At 59.1% G+C, this 20,040-nt stretch carries 17 protein-coding genes and 2 tRNA genes; 10 read left to right on the forward strand and 9 right to left on the reverse strand.

Translation table 11 applies throughout. From position 1 onward, the window contains the following. Positions 1-91 precede the first annotated feature (91 nt). Together phoU and QQJ86_RS20305 are read left to right on the forward strand one after the other, a co-directional pair. Entirely contained in the window at positions 92-826 is a 735-nt protein-coding gene (gene phoU, locus QQJ86_RS20300) for a phosphate signaling complex protein PhoU (protein WP_284322804.1), read from the forward strand. A gap of 154 nt (positions 827-980) precedes the next feature. Next, the gene (locus QQJ86_RS20305; RefSeq protein WP_284322805.1) at positions 981-2,729 is read left to right on the forward strand and encodes a glycosyltransferase family 39 protein; all 1,749 of its coding nucleotides are present in this window, start codon (positions 981-983) and stop codon (positions 2,727-2,729) included. A gap of 202 nt (positions 2,730-2,931) precedes the next feature. Here the strand turns inward: QQJ86_RS20305 and QQJ86_RS20310 are convergent, their stop codons facing one another. From QQJ86_RS20310 to rnr, 3 genes are read right to left on the reverse strand one after another with little or no spacing between them, the layout of a single operon-like run. Next, complete coding sequence (locus QQJ86_RS20310; RefSeq protein WP_284322806.1) at positions 2,932-3,219, reverse strand: CBU_0592 family membrane protein; 288 nt, start codon at positions 3,217-3,219, stop codon at positions 2,932-2,934. After that, a complete protein-coding gene (gene rlmB, locus QQJ86_RS20315) occupies positions 3,216-3,959 on the reverse strand; it encodes a 23S rRNA (guanosine(2251)-2'-O)-methyltransferase RlmB (protein WP_284322807.1) in 744 nt (247 codons plus the stop codon). Before rlmB ends, QQJ86_RS20310 begins: the two co-directional genes overlap by 4 nt. Beyond that, positions 3,956-6,532: a ribonuclease R gene (gene rnr / locus QQJ86_RS20320; RefSeq protein WP_423372910.1), complete on the reverse strand. Its 2,577-nt coding sequence runs from the start codon at positions 6,530-6,532 to the stop codon at positions 3,956-3,958. The genes rlmB and rnr overlap by 4 nt, the downstream gene beginning before the upstream one ends. A gap of 150 nt (positions 6,533-6,682) precedes the next feature. Between rnr and QQJ86_RS20325 the strand changes: the two genes are divergently transcribed. Both QQJ86_RS20325 and QQJ86_RS20330 read left to right on the forward strand, forming a co-directional pair. Next, positions 6,683-6,767 (forward strand) — tRNA-Leu (locus QQJ86_RS20325). Between the two features lie 239 nt (positions 6,768-7,006). Beyond that, a complete protein-coding gene (locus QQJ86_RS20330; RefSeq protein ID WP_284322808.1) occupies positions 7,007-7,972 on the forward strand; it encodes a mannuronate-specific alginate lyase in 966 nt (321 codons plus the stop codon). A 101-nt stretch (positions 7,973-8,073) separates the two neighbouring features. On the opposite strand, the gene QQJ86_RS20335 is transcribed toward QQJ86_RS20330, so the two are convergent. Next, positions 8,074-8,364: an NIPSNAP family protein gene (locus tag QQJ86_RS20335; RefSeq protein WP_284322809.1), complete on the reverse strand. Its 291-nt coding sequence runs from the start codon at positions 8,362-8,364 to the stop codon at positions 8,074-8,076. Positions 8,365-8,421: 57 nt separating this feature from the next. Continuing rightward, positions 8,422-10,371, reverse strand: a complete 1,950-nt coding sequence (locus QQJ86_RS20340) for an SUMF1/EgtB/PvdO family nonheme iron enzyme (RefSeq protein ID WP_284322810.1) — start codon at positions 10,369-10,371, stop codon at positions 8,422-8,424. Positions 10,372-10,477: 106 nt separating this feature from the next. Between QQJ86_RS20340 and QQJ86_RS20345 the strand changes: the two genes are divergently transcribed. Together QQJ86_RS20345 and QQJ86_RS20350 are read left to right on the forward strand one after the other, a co-directional pair. Then, positions 10,478-11,593 carry a ribonuclease D gene (locus QQJ86_RS20345; RefSeq protein WP_284322811.1) on the forward strand — a complete coding sequence of 372 codons (1,116 nt, stop codon included), beginning with the start codon at positions 10,478-10,480 and terminating at the stop codon, positions 11,591-11,593. A gap of 52 nt (positions 11,594-11,645) precedes the next feature. After that, a tRNA-Ala gene (locus tag QQJ86_RS20350) sits at positions 11,646-11,721 on the forward strand. A gap of 170 nt (positions 11,722-11,891) precedes the next feature. On the opposite strand, the gene QQJ86_RS20355 is transcribed toward QQJ86_RS20350, so the two are convergent. Then, positions 11,892-12,236 (reverse strand): TfoX/Sxy family protein, encoded by a 345-nt coding sequence (locus QQJ86_RS20355; protein WP_284322812.1) that lies wholly within the window; start codon positions 12,234-12,236, stop codon positions 11,892-11,894. 278 nt (positions 12,237-12,514) lie between these two features. Between QQJ86_RS20355 and QQJ86_RS20360 the strand changes: the two genes are divergently transcribed. Both QQJ86_RS20360 and QQJ86_RS20365 read left to right on the forward strand, forming a co-directional pair. Next, positions 12,515-13,720: a M23 family metallopeptidase gene (locus QQJ86_RS20360; protein ID WP_284322875.1), complete on the forward strand. Its 1,206-nt coding sequence runs from the start codon at positions 12,515-12,517 to the stop codon at positions 13,718-13,720. Positions 13,721-13,996: 276 nt separating this feature from the next. Beyond that, positions 13,997-14,884, forward strand: coding sequence for an EamA family transporter (locus QQJ86_RS20365; RefSeq protein ID WP_284322813.1), 888 nt, complete (start codon positions 13,997-13,999; stop codon positions 14,882-14,884). A gap of 36 nt (positions 14,885-14,920) precedes the next feature. On the opposite strand, the gene QQJ86_RS20370 is transcribed toward QQJ86_RS20365, so the two are convergent. Then, the gene (locus QQJ86_RS20370) at positions 14,921-15,184 is read right to left on the reverse strand and encodes a hypothetical protein (RefSeq protein ID WP_284322814.1); all 264 of its coding nucleotides are present in this window, start codon (positions 15,182-15,184) and stop codon (positions 14,921-14,923) included. Continuing rightward, positions 15,181-16,428 carry an alkaline phosphatase family protein gene (locus tag QQJ86_RS20375; protein ID WP_284322815.1) on the reverse strand — a complete coding sequence of 416 codons (1,248 nt, stop codon included), beginning with the start codon at positions 16,426-16,428 and terminating at the stop codon, positions 15,181-15,183. The genes QQJ86_RS20370 and QQJ86_RS20375 overlap by 4 nt, the downstream gene beginning before the upstream one ends. Before the next feature lie 436 nt (positions 16,429-16,864). On the opposite strand from QQJ86_RS20375, the gene msrA reads away from it, so the two are divergent. Beyond that, complete coding sequence (gene msrA, locus QQJ86_RS20380; protein WP_284322816.1) at positions 16,865-17,371, forward strand: peptide-methionine (S)-S-oxide reductase MsrA; 507 nt, start codon at positions 16,865-16,867, stop codon at positions 17,369-17,371. 225 nt (positions 17,372-17,596) lie between these two features. After that, positions 17,597-18,049, forward strand: a complete 453-nt coding sequence (locus QQJ86_RS20385; protein ID WP_284322817.1) for a hypothetical protein — start codon at positions 17,597-17,599, stop codon at positions 18,047-18,049. Positions 18,050-18,056: 7 nt separating this feature from the next. Here the strand turns inward: QQJ86_RS20385 and QQJ86_RS20390 are convergent, their stop codons facing one another. Beyond that, positions 18,057-19,658, reverse strand: coding sequence for an MASE1 domain-containing protein (locus QQJ86_RS20390; RefSeq protein ID WP_284322818.1), 1,602 nt, complete (start codon positions 19,656-19,658; stop codon positions 18,057-18,059). Between the last annotated feature and the right edge of the window lie 382 nt (positions 19,659-20,040).

Below are 20,040 nucleotides of genomic sequence, written 5' to 3' on the forward strand. Positions count from 1 at the left end.
AACTCCCTCTCCTATGGGAGAGGAGTTGGGATGAGGGGCCAATCTCGCGAACACGCCCCTCTCTCACTACAAAATCGCACGAGGCCATCCCATGAGCGGCAGCAGCAAGGAACACATCATCAAGAGTTACGACGACGAACTGCTTCGTCTCACCGGCGAACTGGTTCGCATGGGCGAACTGGCCGTGAGCCAGCTGGAAGCGGCCATCGACGTGGTGGACCGCCGTGACGAGCGCGCCGCCCAGCACGTCGTGAACAACGACGAGGCCATCGACCAGCTGGAGCAGGAAATCAGCCACGACGTAGTGCGCCTGCTAGCTCTGCGCGCACCGATCGCCGGCGACCTGCGCAATGTGTTTGCCGCCCTGCGCATTGCTGCCGACATCGAACGCATCGGCGACTACGCCGCCAACGTAGCCAAGCGCTCCATTCCGCTGTCGATGGCCGCACCGCTGACACCGACCAGCGGCCTGGCACACCTGGCCGAGCTCGCCGCCGAGGAAGTGCGTGAAGTGCTGCGCGCCTACCGGGACCGCGACGCAGAGCTCGCCTATAAGGTGTGGCAGGACGACGTGCAACTGGATGAATCCTATACGGCCTACTTCCGCGAGCTGCTCACCTACATGATGGAAGACCCGCGCGTGATTACGCCGTGCACCCATCTGTTGTTCATGGCCAAGAACATCGAACGCATCGGCGACCATGCCACCAACATCGCCGAGAACGTGTGGTTCCAGGTCAAGGGCGAACCGCTGACGGCGCAGCGCGACAAGCGCGACCTCACGTCGAACCCGGAGCCGGTTAAGTTGGGTAATCGGCCGGATTGATCTCCAGCACGACACTCTATAACCCTCTCGGCCGTCATTCCCGCGAAAGCGGGAATGACGGCTTTGAGGCGTTGGCAACCTTAACTGTATACGTGCATTCTGCGCCAGGGTTCGCGTACGCTCACCGCTTACGCCATCCGCACGGAACCCTTGAGTGACGCCTGCGTCCCACGCCGCCGATCCAACGCTCGCCGAAAAATCCGGTTTCAGCTGGCCCGGCAAGCTCTATGCCCTCATCACCCTGCTCGGCTGCGTATTCGCCTTCATCGGCCTATCCACCAGCAGCCTCTGGGCCGACGAGCTGTTCACCATGCAGGTGGTGGATCATCACCAGGGGCTCGGCGAAGTTTTTCGGCGCGTGCTGGCCGATGTGCATCCACCGCTGTACGACTTCCTGCTCTACGGCTGGATCGAACTTCTCGGCACCAGCGAATCAGTAGTGCGTTTGCTCAGCGCGATCCTCGCCATCCTGAGTATCATCGTATTTGCGCTCGGCACGCGCCGCCGGCTCAGCCCTACCGCCATCGCTTTTGCTTGCGCCGTCGCGACCACATCGCTGTTCTGGTACGAGCAAGCCCAGAACGCGCGCAATTACGCGCTGTCGATCTTCATTTCGTCCGCCCTGCTCGCCGCTGCCATCGATTTTGGCCGACGCACGCGCGCTGGCGAACGTTTCCCTGCGGGAGCATGGCTATGGCTTACCGTGCTCGGTGTCGCCGGCAGCCAAGTACATCCCTACATGCTGCTCATGGTGGGCATGTTGCTGCTGTTCCTGCTGATCACCTCGCGCACGTGGCCGCAACGAATCGGCGTGAGCATTTCGGGCGTGATCGTGCTGGGGCTTTACGCTGGCCTGCTGTGGTTGATGACGCATACCACCAAGCACGATTTCCACGACACATGGTTCAGCAACAGCGCGAAGTTTTTCGGCTCGCATCTGCGTCGTGCGGTCTTCCACTTCATGAGCCGGCAGGCGCTGCTGATCGTAGTGGCCATGCTGCTGGTGCTGTGGCTGCGTCGCGCACGTGTCGTTCAAACCGATACTGACGAGCGGCGCTTAACCAACTGGACCGCTGGCTTGTGCGGCGTCGTATGCATAGGCGTGATTCTCAGCGGCATTGCCGTGTCGCTGCTGGTGGCGCCGTCATTCTCGTATCGCAATGTCCTGGTAAGCGCCCCATTCGGCTGGTTCCTGCTCGCGCGGCTTTATGATGCCGCGACCGCACGGTTGGACACACGCACGACAACAATCGGCGCAGTGGCCATCGTTGTGTTGCTCGGTTCGCAATCGATCGCCCTGATGCGTGGCCGCATGCTGCCTTCCAATGAACCGTGGCGCGCTTCGGCGGCGTATGTGCAGGGGCTGCCGGGTTGTGCCGACGCTACGCTGCCCGTGATCACCTATCCCGGCACCTACGGCACAGGCATGACGCCTGCCGTGCACGCGATGATGGAACGCCATTACTACGGCTACTACTTGCCCGCGTCGTATCACCCCTACGCGTATCTTGCCGACGCATGGCTACACCATGCCGGCGAGTTGACGCCGTCAAACGGCACCTGTCCGGTGGTGGGATGGATCTTGCACGATGTGTCGGACGAAGAACGCGCGCTTGCATTGGCCAAACAGTTCGTCAGCCAACCTGGCGCGGAGAACCATCAAATGGTGGTGCAGGAATTCGTGTCCTACGACCTGAACTGGCTGGCGTGGAAGCCGCAGCCGAGTGCGTTTGTGTTCTTGCGAGCAACGCCGGAGATGGTTAGTCAGCAGGCGTCATTACCTGCGGGAACGGAAGTGGATCGAAAGCATTCACTTGGTGATCGGGTGTTGGTGAGCTTCAACCCGTCAGCCCCGTCTGCAGAGGCTTATGAAGTTCGTCGTTTGCACACAACTACTCCGTAACGGAACCAATCTCGCCGCACCGTCATTCCGGCGAAGGCCGGAATCCAGTCTAAATACGTCGTGCGAAGCACACAAAAACGGTTTTGAGTCCTTTCGGACGCATATTTGAACTGGATTCCGGCCTTCGCCGGAATGACGACAAGGCTCAGTCCAGGACTGCGTAAACCATATAGATAACTATGCCCATGGGATACGCGCACACTCACCAAACCGAAGTCTTATGCCCCGCCTCATGCGCTTCCTTGCGCACCCGTGCACTGCGCGCAATACCGTAGATGCCAATCAGCAACCACGCTACTTCCATGAAAAACGCCGAAGCGTTGAACGAGCCGAACAGCAGCGACAGCATCACGCCGAGCGCGCCCAATACGTTCATCAGCTGATACACCAACCCATTGCCATGCAGCTTATGGGCCTGAAGCGCCAGATAAGCCAACAACATCAACGCAACACCGATGTATCCCGCCCAATCGTGCCAATAGAACGTCATCGCCCACTCCTTTGACGCAATGCTTCGAACAAGACGATACCGGTAGCCACCGATACGTTGAGGCTTTCCATGGTACCCGGCATGGGAATCTTCGCGACGAAATCGCAGGTCTCTCGCGTGAGTCGGCGAATACCTTCGCCTTCACTGCCTAACACCAGCGCCACCGGGCCTTTCAGATCGATGTCGTAGATGGATTGATCGGTATCCCCAGCCAGACCGGTGATCCACACGCCCGCATCCTTCAGGGCGCGCAGCGCACGCGCAAGATTGGTGGCCGCCACCAGGGGCACGCGATCCGCGCCGCCCGCCGAGGCGCGGCGCACGACCGGCGTGATGCCAACAGCGCGGTCCTTCGGCACAACCACTGCCGTCACCTTCGCTGCTGCTGCACTACGCAGGCATGCGCCAAGATTGTGCGGATCGGTGACGCCATCGAGTACCAGCACCAAGGCGTTGCTGCCGGCCTGCTCGATCAATTCGGGCAAATCCTGTTCGCTGGCCAACGCCGGTGCCTGGTAAAGCGCAACCACGCCTTGATGACGCGCTTCGCCCGCCACGCGATCGAGCTGCTCGCGCGGACGATGATGCACGGGAATCTTCAGTGCCTTCGCTTTTTCCGCCAGTTCATTCACGCGGGGATTGCGCTGGCCGTTTTCCACCAGCACTTCGCGCACACGCTCGGCGTCGTTGTTCAACGCGCCTTCCACCGGATTGATACCGACAATCCAATTCTCGCTCATCGTTTACCTTTCGATTTCGGCGCTTTGGTGCCCCGCTTGCTAGGTGACTTGCCGGTGCTAGCCTTGGTTTTGCGCTTACCCGCGGTCTTACTCACAGCCGCTTTCTTGCCCGGCTTGGCCGAGCCGCGTTTCTTCGCACCGGCATTATCGAAGCCCGGCAGTGGCGGTAACGAAGGAAGCGGCTTGCGCCCAGATGCCAAGGAATAACGCTCGCCGCCAGCGGCGTAATCGTAAGCACGCGGCGTGGTCGGCGGCACAAACGCCTGCGGTGCCGGCTCTGGGGCTTTCTTCTTGACCGGCTGCACCATGCGGAAGTCGATCTTGCGATCTTCCAAGCTGGCGCGCAGTACCTGGATACGCACGTGATCGCCCAAGCGGAACTGCAAACCACTGCGTTCGCCCTTCAGCAAATGACGAATGGGATCGAAGTGGTAATAGTCGTTGGACAGTTGGCTGATATGTACCAGACCGGAGACTTTCGACTCTTCCAGTTCCACGAACAGCCCAAACGACGTGACGCCAGTCACCACGCCATCAAACTCTTCGCCAATGTGCTTGGCCATCCACGCACAACGGAAGCGCTCGTCGACGTCGCGCTCGGCCTCCTCCGCACGACGCTCACGCTGCGAACAGTGCACGGCCATGGCCGCCATCGCCGCCTCGGTGTAGTGATAACCGGAAGGCTTGCCACCCTTCAACGCATAACGGATCGCGCGATGGACCAGCAAGTCTGGATAACGGCGAATCGGCGAGGTGAAGTGCGCATAGGCTTCCAACGCCAAGCCGAAGTGACCGCGATTGTCCGGCTGATAGGCCGCCAAGCTCTGCGCGCGCAACAGCACGGACTGGATCAGCTCGCGCTCGGGACGGTCTTTCACCAGACGCAGCACATCAGAAAAGTCAGCGGGCGTGACGTCCTCAACCGGCGGCATGCGCAACTTGAATTCGCGCAGAAACTGCTGCAGGTCTTCGTACTTCTCCGCTGGCGGCGTCTCATGCGCGCGATACAGCGCAGGAATCTTGCGCTTGGAGAGGAACGTCGCCGCCTGCACGTTGGCAGCGATCATGCATTCTTCGATCAGCTTGTGCGCGTCATTGCGTTCCACCGCACCCACGGCCTGTACTTCACCGGTCTGATCGAGGCGGAACTTCACTTCCGGCGTTTCGAAATCGATCGCGCCGCGCCGGCGGCGCTGCTCGACCATCGCCTTGTACAGCGCGTGCAAATTTTCCAATTGCGGCAGTACGTCGGCCACTTCGTGGCGCGCATCGGAATCGTTTAAGCCGATAACCTGCCACACCTTGTCGTAGGTGAGGCGCGCGTGCGAGCGCATCACGGCATCGTAAAACTTGGCCTTGGTGACTTCGCCTTCCGCATCCACCTGCATGTCGCACACCATGCATAGGCGTTCCACTTTCGGATTAAGCGAGCAGATGCCATTAGACAAAGTCTCCGGCAGCATCGGCACGACGAAGCCGGGGAAATACGTGGACGTGCTGCGCTCGTAAGCTTCTTTGTCCAGCGCGCTGTCGACCGGCACGTAGTGCGAGACATCGGCAATCGCCACTACCAGCCGCCACCCGCCACCGCGTCTGGGTTCGGCGTAGACGGCATCATCGAAGTCGCGGGCATCTGCACCATCGATGGTTACCAGCGGCAGCTTGCGCAAATCAACGCGGCCTTCACGCTCGGCAGCGGTGACGTCGAGTTCAACCTCTTCCGCTTCGCGTAGCACTTCCGGCGGCCATTCGTGCGGCAGGTCGTGGCTGGCGATCGCCATGTCCACCAGCAGCGATGGCTGCAGGCGTTCACCCAGCACGCTGCGGATAGTGCCCATCGGACCGCGATAAGCGGTGGGTGGATCAGTGATCTCGGCAACCACGATCTGCCCGGACTGCGCACCACGCTCCTGCCCCGGTGCGATCATCACGTCTTGGTGCAGGCGGCGATCGTCCGGCACCACCAGCGTGACGCCGTTTTCGACCATTACGCGTCCAACCAGCCGCGGCGAGCGTCGCTGCAGCACTTCCACAATGGCGCCCTGCCGCCGTCCGCGGCGATCCACACCGACCACGCTGGCCAGCACACGATCGCCGTGCAACACACTGCGCATCTGGTAAGGCGAAAGATAAAGATCGTCGCCACCCTCGTCCGGCCGCAGGAAACCGTAACCCTCAGCGTTGGCAAGCACCACGCCGCGGATCAGGTCCAATTTGCGGGCCGGCGCGTAACCGCCCCGGCGACCGAGCAATAACTGGCCGTCGCGCACCATGGCGGTAAGGCGCTTGGTGAGCGCGGCAATGCTGTATTCGTCGTAGAGCTGCAGCGCCTCGGCAATGCGCGCCTGGGTCAGCAGCTCGCCGCGTTCTTCCAGCAACGCGAGGATGGCCTCGCGGCTGGGGATGGGGCGTTCGTAGCGCTGCGCTTCGCGCTCGGCGAAGGGATCGTGCTTACTCCGGGGTGCTTCGCCCCGCCCACGACGCGAGGGCGCCGGAGCATCCTCTGGGGCTTTCCGGGCCTTCGCCGCCTTGCGCGGCACCTTTTCCTTGCTGGGTATGTTTTTCTTGGTCACACCCTAGTATCGCCTCGATGCGTGACTTCGATAAGTAGTTGGATGCACGTGGAACGATCGCAGCAACGATCATGCAGAAATAGTTGACAACACGTCCCCCTCCCCCTACTCTACGCGGCTCGCACAGCCCGAAAGGCTTACGCGACACCTGCCCAGGTGGCGGAATTGGTAGACGCACTAGTTTCAGGTACTAGCGGGTAAAACCGTGGAGGTTCGAGTCCTCTCCTGGGCACCAAATCATCGGATCCAACGCGATCCGGCTAGATTCAAAGAGAACCCCGAAAACACCGTTTTCGGGGTTCTTTGTTTTCCGCATCCCTTGATGCCCTGACGGGAAGCAATGCCCGCGATTTTTTGCGTGCATAAACGTAATGCTCGCGACGGCTTAGCGCTGCATCGTTTGCAACAAAGGCGGCGGATAAATAGCCGTCTTTAGCGCCTCTCCCACACCCAGCCACAGTCAAAGGAGTGAACGTGCACTATCGAATGCTTCGAGTTCTTGCCGTGCTCTTGTTCGTAACAAGCGCCGTGTCGATTGCCAGTCCCATTGCGTCCGCATGCGAGGTTCCTGCTCCAGTAAAGAGCATCGACCCACCCGGTTTCTACGACGACGCGGCAGGTTATGCGCGTGCAGTGCAACCAATGCGCGGCTTCATCGCGAAACTCAACAAAGCGGCGGAGACAGGGGATTGGTCTTGTGCAGTCGATCTTCTGCACGGATGGGCAAGCGCGGACGCACTGATGGGACCGATCGCCGGTTACCAGGGTTATTACGAACGCTCGTGGGCGGGTACAGATTTCGCTTTGGTGATCTTGCGGATGCCCGACTCTGTCAAAGCCGCCAACGCAAGCAAATTCGCCGTGATCAATCCATGGCTTGAACGCATCGCCATCGCCACGCGTGATGCGAACGCGATCAATCATCTGCACAACAATCTCGTTTACTGGGCTGGCTTGAATCTGGTCGCCATCGGCACCGTGACCAACCAGCCGCAACTCATCGATTCGGGATTGATACGCGCACGCGAAGGCATTCGCGATATTGGCCCGAATGGCGCCCTGGAACGGGAAGTGAAGCGCGGCGACCGCGCCCTGCACTATCACACCTTCGCGCTGCTGCCGCTAGTTTTCACGGCGGAACTGGTACAGCGGCGCAATATCGATCTTTACCAGGAAAACGATCACGCCATCGCGCGCCTGGCGAATCTGGTGATCGAAGCAGTGCGCGACCCGAGCAGCTTCGCGAAGATCACACCGATCAAGCAAGATTTGTTTCCGTGGACGTTCCAGGATGAATTGGCATGGGTGGAGCCGTATTACGCACGCACGCGAGATGCACGACTTCCTGCGCTGATCGCACCGCGTCGGCCATTTAGCGAGTGGAGGCTTGGTGGCAATGTCACGGCCGTGTGGGGCGTACCTTTGTCCAATCGTCCATAACGTTTCTACGACGAGGCACGTAGGTTGGGGTGCAAACCCCAACATTGCCATGTGGATTGACATGACGATGTTGGGGTTTGCACCCCAACCTACTTGTCGCATCAACCAAACACGGGACGGAAGAAACTCCGCTCATAACTCAGGACGCATTTGTTCTCGGCAGCAAACGCGAATGCAGCCTGACACTCCGGATCTTGCAGCGAGTCCGAACGATATTTTTCGTATGCAGCGAGGCTCGGAAAAGAAAACAACGCGAGCGCAATGTTGTTGGCGCCTTCGGAAGGTAGGAAGTAGCCATGATGCTTTCCGCCAAACTTCTCGACCAAAGGAATCCACATTTTTGCGTAGGCTTCAAACTCCGAAAGCAAGTTTGGGTCGATAACGTATCGCACGTAGCATGTGATCATAATTTTCGCGCATCGAAGAATGGCACGGCTGGCATCTTAGCTTCACAACTCACGCACGATACGAAACCCTACACGCCCGCTGCGAATACTCGCATCCGCACCTTGGCGATAAGCAGAATTCGCCTGCTCCGGCGAACTGCCCCACGAGCCGCCGCGGATCACGCGAGTACCGCAGCCAGGATTGACCCACGCACTGCCATCCACCGGTGCGCGCACGTAGTTGTCGTGCCAGCAATCTTCCGTCCACTCCGACACGTTGCCATCCATGTCGTAAAGGCCGAAGCCGTTCGGCGCAAAGCTCATCACCGACGCAGGCCCCCAATAGCCATCGCCATAACCTTCGAAGGCGTGGCTCCAGCGGCGCCCGCTGGGTGAACGATCAGCCGAGCCAGTGAGGTTTTCCACCTTGCTTTTCGGCGTGCCACTGCCCCACCAGTAGCGAGTGGTACTGCCCGCACGCAATGCGTATTCGAACTCCGCTTCGCTGGGCAGGCGGAATTTTTTACCGGTGCGCTGGCTTAGCCATTGCACGTAGGCGTGCGCATCGCTCCAGGAAATGTTCACCACCGGCAGATTGTCCGTAGCGGAATGGCCGGCGTAGTCGTCTTCCCAGGTGGCGTTCGAAACGTCGCGCATCACGCCAGTGCGTTCGTCGTAGACGCTCGCACCACCTTGCGCAACGGATTCGGGCTTGTAACCGCTTGCACGCACGAATTCGCGGAACTGCGCCACTGTGATATCCGTCTGCGACAACGCATAGCCCTTGCTCAGATCGACTTCGTGTTGAGGTGCCTGCGAATCGGTACGGCCGGGTTCGTCATCCGGCGCGCCCATCATGAATTTGCCGGTGGGCACTACGACCATAGTGGGCGACTGGCCATTCATATCCACAAAGCGATCGGTGAACACTTGCCCAGGCTTGAAGCTGGAGTACAAGCGCGCATTGGTCAGGCGTACTTCGAATTCGTCAAGGCCAGCCAGTTGCGGGCTGATCGATTGGGCTTGTCCAGCCAGTTGCTTGGCAAGATCAAGATTGCCGCCATCCAGTGCGGAACGTGCTTGCGCCAGTATGTTGGCAGCACGTTGTTGGCGGATGCCGTCGATCTGGTTGCGCACGTCGCGCAGTTGCGGCGAATCGGGTTGGATCGGCGTGGCTTCGGTCATCGACTGCTCGGCGCCGGCAAAATCATTCTGGGCTACCGCGGCTAATGCATGATCGAGTACCACGCGCTGTACTTGCAGAATGCCCTGCGCAGCTACTGCGTTTTGCGGATCGAGCTTCTGTACTTGGCGATACAGCTCAAGCGCGTTATCGCCGGCGGGCTTGTCCACCTTTTCCTGCTGCAGCAAGGTAGCCGCCTGGGCCAACATCGGCCGCACTTGCAGCAGCGTCTTCATGCTGCCTTCCAACGGTGCCACGTCGTTCGCGGTGTTGGGCAGCGCCTTGAGGTTGTCCAGCAGTGTACTCGCTGACCCTGAATCGCCCACGGCGATGTCCTGCGTGATCTGCGCGATCAGATGCGTGCGCACTTGATCCAGCCCCTGTGCCGCAGCGCGGCTATCCGGCTTGAGCTTGAGCGCCTGCTGGTAAAGATCCGCCGCGCTGTTCTTATCGCCCACCATGTGCCCGGCCTGATAAGCCTTGCCCGCACTATCCAGCAGCGCCTTCACTTCGGGCGGATCGGCACTCAGCTGCTCAGGCAGCGCTGCCGGCTTGCGTGACAAGCGTGCGGCGATGACCGCAGTGGGTGCCAGCGTCAACGGCGGGCCGGCGTAGATTTCATCCAGCTCGGAAGGCACCGCCGTGTTCGGGCGAATGGGCGCCGAAGGCGCCGTGCGGCCCACGCCGGGCGTACTTGGGTGGGCCACCTCCTCCGGGCTGACATGAAAAAGCTCGGGAAAAAAGTGATACGTCAGACCAAAGGCCAGCACGAGCACACCGAGCGCGCCGCCGAATGCGCGTTGGCGTTGTACGGTTTCCTTGCTCGGCATGGTGGGCGTTCCGTGGCTGGCCTGCTATGGTTCGCTGCTTACCATATGGCACCATCGATGACGGGGCAATCGCGAGTTGCTTGTTCCGTGATCTCAAGGAACGAACATGCCCCTGCTCTCACCGCCGCCCCAGGCAGATTGGATCGCACAACGCAGCGAACTTGAACAATGGCTGGCCGAGCTGCCGGCCGGTGCAGTGCTCGGCCTCGACACAGAGTTCATGCGTCGCAATACCTTCTATCCTCAATTGGCACTGCTGCAATTGGGCTTGAACGGGCGCTATGCACTGGTCGATCCACTTGCCTTCGACATCGGTACGGCATTGCAGCCACTGGAAAGTGCGAATGTGATCACGCTGATGCACAGCGCCAGCGAAGATCTGGAAACGCTCTCGCCCTGGCTGCCGCAAGGCCCGCGAGTACTGTTCGATACACAGATCGCGGCAGCCTTAGTGGGCATGGGGCTCGGCCTCAGCTATCGCGCGTTGGTGGCGGAACTGGTGGGCGCGGAGCTCGACAAAGGTGAAACGCGCTCGGATTGGCTGCAGCGTCCGCTCACCGCTTCGCAGCGTGATTACGCCACGCTCGACGTGGTGTATCTGGAAAGCATCCATCAACAGCTCACCACGCGCTTGGCGCAACGCGATCGCACTGCGTGGCACGCGGAAGACTGCGAACGGCTCAAGCGCAAGAGCTGCTCGCGCGAAAGCGATCCACAGCCGCAACAGGCCTATAGAGGCGCCGCCGAATGGCCGCGCGAACAACAGGCGCGGCTGCGGCGCATTCTGCTATGGCGCGACGCTACCGCACGGCTGCTGGACAAGCCGCGTCCGTGGCTACTGGAAGACGCCCTTGCCCTCAACATCGCCCAGCAACCCCCTAAGCGTCTTGACGAGCTGGAACAACGCACCGCCGGCCAGCGCGCGCTGCGCTCCCAGCAACGCGCCGAACTGTTCGAACTGCTGCAACCCGCCGTGACCAGCGAAGAGATCGCCAACACCAGCTCCATTCCCCCCATACCGCAAGGCAAGGCCAAACAGGCCCTAGCCGAAATGAAGCAATACGTAGACACCCTGGCCACCCAGCTCGACCTGCCTGCCGGCCTGCTCTGTTCGCGCCGCGTCATGGAGGAATTCGTGGTGACGGCCCAATGGCCAGATGCCCTGGAAGGCTGGCGCCGTGAGGTACTTTTCGACCGCCTCACCGCGCTGCTGCCCAGCTAACACAAGGGCTTGGCGCTACCCCCGCCCCGCTGCTAACATTTGCAGCTCGCGTGGGGCGGTAGCTCAGCTGGGAGAGCGTCGCGTTCGCAATGCGAAGGTCGGGAGTTCGATCCTCCTCCGCTCCACCAATCTCTATCAAACGACAAGGCCACCGCATGCGGTGGCCTTGTCGTTTGTAGAGGCGGCTATGCTTCTCGTGATAAATCGCGCGTGGCTTACCACTGCCCCTCCAGGCCCCAAAGCCAGAATTCGCGGGCCATCCTTGGATAACGAAATCGAAAGTGGACCACGCCCGAAGTCACTTGCTGGACTTGCGAGCTGACGCCGATTTCTTGGGCTTGGGCACCGGCATGAGCGCCGCTGTCTCGAGGATAAGTTGGCGAATCAGGTCTGAGTCGTCTAGAAGCTCGTCGGCAACCAGGTAGTCCTTAGCACCAGGGTAAGGAGGCCGCTGAGGAAGATTTGGCGCCAGCCTTGTTGCAGCCGTGGATGGCTTGACGAAGAGGCTATTGTCACAGGCGAAGGCGACGACTTTTCCGTCAACATAAAAGGCGTACTCGCCAAACATCTTCTTTTGAGTAAGGCGATCACCAAGTGCTACTTGTTCGGTCACGTAGTCGACGAAATCTTGGTTGGTAGCCATGTCTGCATTCAATCTCAAACCAGGGAGCAGAGTGTACTTCCAGTCCCGCATCGCTCAATGAAAGTGCACCCTGAACCCAGGTTCCTTGGTTCTGGTTCGAAGCGTTGCAATTCTTCCGTATATGCCTCCTGACACATTGCGCTCAAACAGTATCTATCAGTACAAATCGTGTGGATTGAAGCGCTGCATCCATACATGCGCCAAAGCCGCGCTCCACCGCCAATCACACCGTTATCCACGTCATTTGCTTTGTAAGGGAGTGCAAGGCCGTGAAGAAAATGCCTGTTGATGCCATCACTTCGATCACATCGCTCGTTAAAGCAGTCGTCGTGAGCACGCTGCTCGCTTCGGCTGTATGTCAGATAGCATCCGCGTCGGATACAGCCGTTCAATCAGCGCCCTCCAATCGGTCGCCGTTCCCGGCGCAAATCCAGCTACAGGTTCCCTTTGCGCCGACTGCGTTCCCCGCGGAAGACGGCGAACATCTTCTGTACGAACTCGATGTCACCAATTTCGAAAATACGCCGATCACGCTCGATCACGTGGATGTACTCGACGCGGCTCAAGCGGATAGGACGCCTCTGGCGAGCTTTGCCGGGTACCCGTTGAATGAGATCGTGCGGATGGCCGGCACGGACGATGTCATGGATATGAGCAACGTGGCGAAACCCGTCAACATCAATGCCGGGGGCACGGCAGTGCTGTTCCTGTCGGTGACACTGCCATCCAAGGCATCCATGCCGGAACACGTCATACAGCGCTTGGCATTTACCAACGGCGAGACTGTCGAAGGATCACTCGTAAGCACGCAAAGCACTCGGTTGAAGGTGCTCGCTGCGCCTGTCGAGGGCACCGATTGGATCGCTGACGATGGTCCAAGCAACGCGTCGGGCAACCACCATCGGCGCGGAATCTTCGTCGTCGACGGAAGGATGACGGTCTCTCGTCGCTTCGCAGTAGATTGGAAACAACTCGAACAAGGGCTGCCGTACCATGGCGACGTTCACGCCGATCGTTCGTACTACGCATACGACAAACCCGTTCTCGCCGTTGCCGGCGCCACCGTCGTGTATGTGCGAGACGGATTGCCCGATAACCCGCCCGGACACAACCGTGATTTTCATCCAGCGCGTCCGGTAACGTTCGACAATGCCGGCGGCAATACCATCGTCCTCGATCTTGGCGATGGACAGTTCGCGCACTACTACCACCTGAAGGCAGGCACTATCCAGGTGAAGAAAGGTCAGCGCGTTCGGGGCGGCGAAGTCATCGCACATATCGGTGCTTCCGGAGACGCGCGCGAACCGCACTTACACTTCGAGGTAACGACGGAGATTCCGTTGCTCGTTGGTGAAGGCATTCCCTATGTGATCGATCACTTCAAGGTTATCGGAGGCGAAGGACATACCTTAGGCCCTCGCAAGAACGAAACGCCGCTCGACGGAATGCTGGTTGATTTTGGTAATGGAAACGTGACTAACTGAGGCTGCACACCACCTTTCGCCTCAACTCGATACCGGCGACGATTCACGTTTAATTTGAACGTGATAGTCAAAACAAACTTGACTCAACATGTCAGCTTCGGGTGCGACTTCAGCCGGTCAACGCAACACATTGCTGAAATCGTTCACCCGGTGTTTCAAAGTTTAGCGTCTGCCGAGGCCGCTCATTTAATCGGCGTGCAACGGCATAGAGCTTAGCCAGCGAGTACACTTCCCGACGGCTTCCCCACCCGCGCCATTACACCCATGTCTACGCACATGTCTGATGCCCGTGCCACATCGCTTACCCCTTTGCTGCTGGCCGTCGGCGTCCTGCTTATCGCCATGGCTTCCTATCAATGCGGTGCGGCGATTGCCAAACATCTCTTCCCGGCCGTAGGTGCGCAGGGCGCAACGGCTTATCGATTGGGACTCGGCGCTTTGGTGTTGCTTGTGCTGCGGCGCCCGTGGCGAACTCGGCAGGATGGCGGCGACTGGCGCGTGCTATGGGGATACGGCCTGTCGATCGGCGTGATGAATCTTGTTTTCTACTTGGCGCTGAAGCGCATTCCTCTGGGCATTGCCGTGGCGTTGGAATTCACGGGGCCATTGGCACTTGCTCTGTTCCATTCACGTCGCTTGTTGGACGCCGTATGGGTGGCACTGGTGGCCATCGGGTTGGTATTGCTGATGCCGCCGGGAAGCACGTCGACGCGACTTGATCCTGTCGGTGTGGGGTACGCGCTTGCTGCGGGCGTGGGTTGGGCGTTGTATATCGTGCTGGGTCAGAAGGCTGGCGCGCAGTATGGGAGCAATGCTGTCGCGTGGGGCACTTCGGTTGCCGCGCTGTTCGCGATGCCCATCGGCATTGCCCACGCAGGGCAGGCATTGTTTTCGCTGCCTCTGCTGCCGCTTGCGTTGGGCTTGGCGATACTCAGCTCTGCCTTGCCTTACACCTTGGAAATGATCGCCATGACGCGTCTTCCGACCCGCACGTTCGGCACGCTACTGAGTTTGGAGCCTGCATTTGCCGCCCTCGCCGGCATGATCTTTCTTGATGAGCATCTGAGCGCGCTGCAATGGTTTGCGATCGCCGCGGTCATCATTGCTTCGGCGGGAACGGTCTTGAGTGCGCGCCAGGTCGTGGCGGAACCTTTACCGACGTGAGCGGCACATCCCTCTCCCGAACGGAGAGGGATTCATTCAAGCTGTTTCCTGACGACCTTTATGCCGTTTCTCACGCATCAACCGATGTTCGGCGCGCTTCTTCAACAGCAACGGCATGATCTCTTCAATGTACTTCTTGGCATGCCCGCGCGTAGACATGAGTAGAAAGCGCTGATGCGCGGCATTAGGTCCAACCAAGGCCTTATGCGCCTTCTTCAACACATGCAGGAAAGCCATCAGTGAAGTGCCGTCGCGCAGCGGCTGGTCGTCGCGCGGATCTGGAGAAGGTATGGCGCTCATGATCCAATCCTTTGCGGGCAATCCGTACGACAGGCGTTTGTGAGTAACGGGAGCAGGTTCTTGGCGTCTTTATCGCGATCGGTCAGCGGATTAAGGCCGAACAGACGCGCCAGCGTCGCAAGCACCGAGCTGTGATCGTAGACAGTATGGTCAACGTGACCACGCGCCACCCATGGCGACACCACGATGGCCGGCACGCGTACACCATAGACGTCGAAGCTAAATCCATTCGTGTTCAAACTGTCATCGGCACCGTCATTCGGCGGCGCTGCATTGCCGGGTTTGACGGAATCGTAGAAACCGCCGTGCTCGTCATAAAGAATCACGAATAGACTGTTTTCCCACAGCGGCGAGTTGCGGATAGCGTTGTAGATGCGTGCCGCAAGTTGATCACCGCCGCTTAAACCATCCATAGGATGCTGTGAGCTGCCGCCCTCGTACGTACTGTGCACTATGTCGCCGTAGCCTGGCTCGATAAAGGTGTAGCTCGCGGTGTAGCCTGCCTTGAGGTCGTCTTCGAAGTGCGACAGATCATCGACATCGAAGAAGCTGATGCCCTTGATGGATGCAACTTGTGGTACGCGCCCGAACGCGGAACCGAATTCATCCTGGTATAGGCGGTATTTGCCCTCGCCCAATGCATCGAAGATCGAGCCGTTCGGGTAGGCGAAACCATCAACAGCTTCCCACTCGCCCATTTCAGCTGAAGTCGGCGAATGATCCAGGCCGGCCGATGAAGCACCATGCAGAAAATACCGGTTCGGCCAGGTCGGGCCCGGCAGCGAGGAGCGCCAGCCGTCGCACAGTACGAACTCGGTCGCCAATTGATAAAGATTCGGCGCCTGCGTGCGGATATCAACGCCACTGATGATCTTGCCCACGTCGGCAGGTTGCGGTGGCGTGCCTTCGTCCTTCGTGGTGGTGTAGTTCGAGACGAAGCCGGAGTTATCGACCGCAGGATAAGCCTGGCCCTTCTGATACTGGGCTCCGGCTCCGCATAGCTGTTCCAGCACGTCGGTGAACTCGTGTCCCGGATCGGTAGGCATTTGGCCGGGTGCGCCGCCGCAGAACGTGTAAGTGGTGCCGTTGCACGCATTGCTGTTCTTGGACGTGGCCGCTGTGATGCCGGGTATGCCCGACAACGCAAACAGATGATCGAATGATCGGTTCTCCAGCATCAGCACGAATACGTGCTGGATGTTGGCTTGGCCTGACGAGGATGCGGTCGTTGCTTCTGCGCTCATGGAGCCTCCCTTCGTTCGACGAGCACTCGAATCACTCTGGCTGCGTTTTCACTGGCTATGCGAGATAAATCACTCCAACTGCGTGCTTTGCTAGGACGCTACCGGAGCAGTTTACTGCGCAGCAACGACAATGCGAGATACCGCTCCCTCCCCTGCTTGCAGGGGAGGGTTGGGGTGGGGTTGTACGAGCTTGCGATGTCTTTCGAATTCAACGCCAGATTGCTTCACCCCACCCCATCCCTCCCCTACTACACGTAGGGGAGGGGGCGCATCCTGATGAACTGAGACTCGACGCTAATCAAGCTACAGGGAGGGCGCAAAACAACCTGCCTGGCACACGCCTAAGCACATTGAAACACCACGGATCGCCTACAGATTCACTCGCACCCAAGGCCGCCAACCATCACCGGCTACCCAACACATCGAGGATCAAACCATGACGGCACAAACCGAAACCGCCATCCTGGCCGGCGGCTGCTTCTGGGGCATGCAGGACCTGCTGCGGCGGTATCCCGGCGTGCTGTCCACGCGCGTGGGCTATACGGGCGGCGACGTGCCCAATGCCACGTACCGCAACCATGGCACGCATGCGGAAGCGATCGAGATCGTGTTTGATCCCAGCCAGATCAGCTATCGCCAGATCCTGGAATTCTTCTTCCAGATCCACGACCCCACCACGAAGAATCGCCAGGGTAACGACATCGGCACCAGCTACCGCTCGGCCATCTTCTATCTCAACGAAGCGCAGGAGCAGGTCGCCGAGGACACCGTGGCCGACCTCGATGCGTCCGGCCTCTGGCCAGGCAAGGCGGTCACTGAGATCGCCCCAGCAGGTCCCTTCTGGCAAGCCGAACCGGAACACCAGGATTACCTGGAACGCTTTCCCAATGGCTACACGTGCCACTTCATTCGGCCGGGATGGAAGCTGCCCAAGCGCAGTTAATCGCAACGGCTATGGTGAGAATGCGCGTCCGCTTTTTCTGGTAACCGATTACGCAAAGAGGACGCGCGCAGTTTCGCAACGCGCATTCACAGGCCCATCACATACCCCTATGGCCTGCTGAATGACGCTTCTTTCGACACGCACTCAATCACTCTTTGAGCGCAGGATGGAAGCTAGATTGCGTTCCACCCAAATCTCACCATTTACCTAGCAAGGGGAAACATCATGCGCAAACTGACTCGTGCCACGCTCGGCATGGTTCTGGGCCTGAGCCTGTCTGGAGTGATCGCAGCCGCGGAGTCGCCGGCTACAGGCTTAGGGCAAGCCTGGCCCAACGCCGTCGACGTAAGCGCAAGCCCTAACTGGCACGTCTACGTGTTCGTCTTGAACGGCATCAAATACGTGCAAGTCAACGATCTCAACGGCAACGTAGTTGGCGCCATCGGAACGGTGGGTGGACAGTTCATTACGTTGCCGATTGGACAGTCGCAGTACGTTTCCACGCCACAGCAGCGTGCGGCGCGCACTATGTCCATCAAGGCAGCGGAACCTACGACGGTCTATCGTGATGGGTCGACGATGATTACGGCTACGCCGATGAGCAGCGGGGTGACTGCGCTTGGTGCCTCAAGGGCGAGCACATGCACAGATCCCGCCGAATGCAGCTACGTCAATTGAAAGTGTGCTAGCACTCCGTCCACTGCCCGGCGGGGCTTATCGCGACGCCGGGCACAATGGGATCGAACAGAAGAATACTGATCTGGTGCCCGGAATGGATAGATCGAGTCCGAGTACATCCCTCGAAGAGAGCCGCTCTATCCCGCACAGCCCGCAAACCTAGACCGCTGGTCGCCCGCACCATCCTTGGAAGCAATTCGTCCCAATGAATGCTTGAAAGCTGTGCCGGAAGACCGCGAAAGCGGATGACAACAAGTGCACCTCGCCGCCCTTGTCTTTCTCCAACACGCACGCGAACTTGAATTTCGCCCATATCCTTTTTCACGCAAACATCCGCAACCGCTTCCCAAATGACGCGATAAATCGTCATACGCAATGTATGCGAAAGCTTGCTCACCGGACCGCGGAAATCGCATGAGTATATCAATCCGGCTTCTCTGAGCACCTGTGCCAACGTGCCTTCGCGCAAGGCGCTAGGAAGCCCTCGTTCTCGTAACGCAAGGGGATAGAGGCTGTCGGCCAAACTACGCAACTGATTCTGTGCGACCAAAGCATGCCGCTGATATCCGCGGTCATCGACGGCAGGCTGAAGATGTCGCAGACGTCCCAGCATCATCGCGAACCCAGCCTGGACACTGTTCTTTATTTGTTCCAGCGCCTGCGACGTCATGCGCAACTGCATCTCACCCAGATAGACGTTGCGCTGCGCCAAGGCGAGTGCGGCATGAACATCAATGCGATCACGTTCAACGTGCTTATCGAGCGAAGCAATGCGCGCCCCCATAATCAACATCGTAGAAATAGCAAAGGCCACGACGGCCTCAGCCTGAATGGTCATCGGATCACGCAGTTCAGGCATCAGCAGCATTACCGCGCAACTTGCTATTGATCCTCCAATCGAGGCACCTTGCCAACCGTGCCGGAACGCCAGCCAGACAACCGGAAGAAACATTGCAACTTGCGCCATTTGTCGCGTCGGCGTGTGCGGTGCCGCACTAAAACCTATCCACAGCAAAAAGGCCATCACGGGAAAACCAAGGCAAATGCTCTCAAATAGCAAACGACTGTTTCCGGCTTTGCTTTGAAGTTCAGGCCAACTTTTGCCGACCATTTTCTGGTAAGCGAGCAATACAAGCGGCGTGACGGTGAGAATACCCAGGTAACCACCGATGAAGTAATCCAACGCCAACTTGTAGTAGTTCACTACGTAGCCAGGTGGCAGATTCTTCATTGTCGAAAATGAACCCAGATTCCGAATATCCAATGCCACCGACGCCAGTAGTGCACAAGCGAGCAGCCTTCCCATATTGATGTGGGTTGCATTTCGGGTGATCGGAGGCCAGCGCTTGCGCACCCAATAGACGAGCGGTGCCACATAGACCATACCCGGAACTACGTTAATGAGCGCCCACGCCATACCCCAGGTGGATGAACAAACATAGCTGAGACCGATGTAGTAGCCCGATTCACCAACGATCAATGCCGGCCAGTAGCGATAGGGAGCAAGCAGGAGGGCTGTTACCCTGAGCCCAGCATTGATTTCCCATTGGGCAAACGAAAACTGCCGAAATAGCGCAGCTAGGATTCCATACCCCAAGGCGACGGCCACGTGGCGAACCCACGCTCTATCCCAAAGTCCCTTCCCCATCGATCACCCCTTATGTTTTTGACCGACTCTCCAGACGCCCGCACGGACGTCTAAACGGCGCGATCATTGGGTTCATGGCGTGAAACCGTGGTGAAGCAGCGCAAGGCCTCGCTGAGCGGAGCCGCGTCATGGCGCACAATGCGCGGCTCGCCACAGCTTTTTTGCGATGCATATCACAGGGATCGGAGCAGGACCGGAAGTGCTCCCTTACGAAATCCGTCCATGCGTCGCCTGTCTCTTTCGACCCATGCGTAAGGAAGATGACAGGTCCAATTGCGGCTAAAATCGTCGGGCGCCCGAACCATCGCTATCGCAGGTTGCGCGACCGGGGTGAGGCAGTCTT

The organism is Dyella acidisoli (assembly GCF_030160295.1).
GTDB lineage: Bacteria > Pseudomonadota > Gammaproteobacteria > Xanthomonadales > Rhodanobacteraceae > Dyella_B > Dyella_B acidisoli.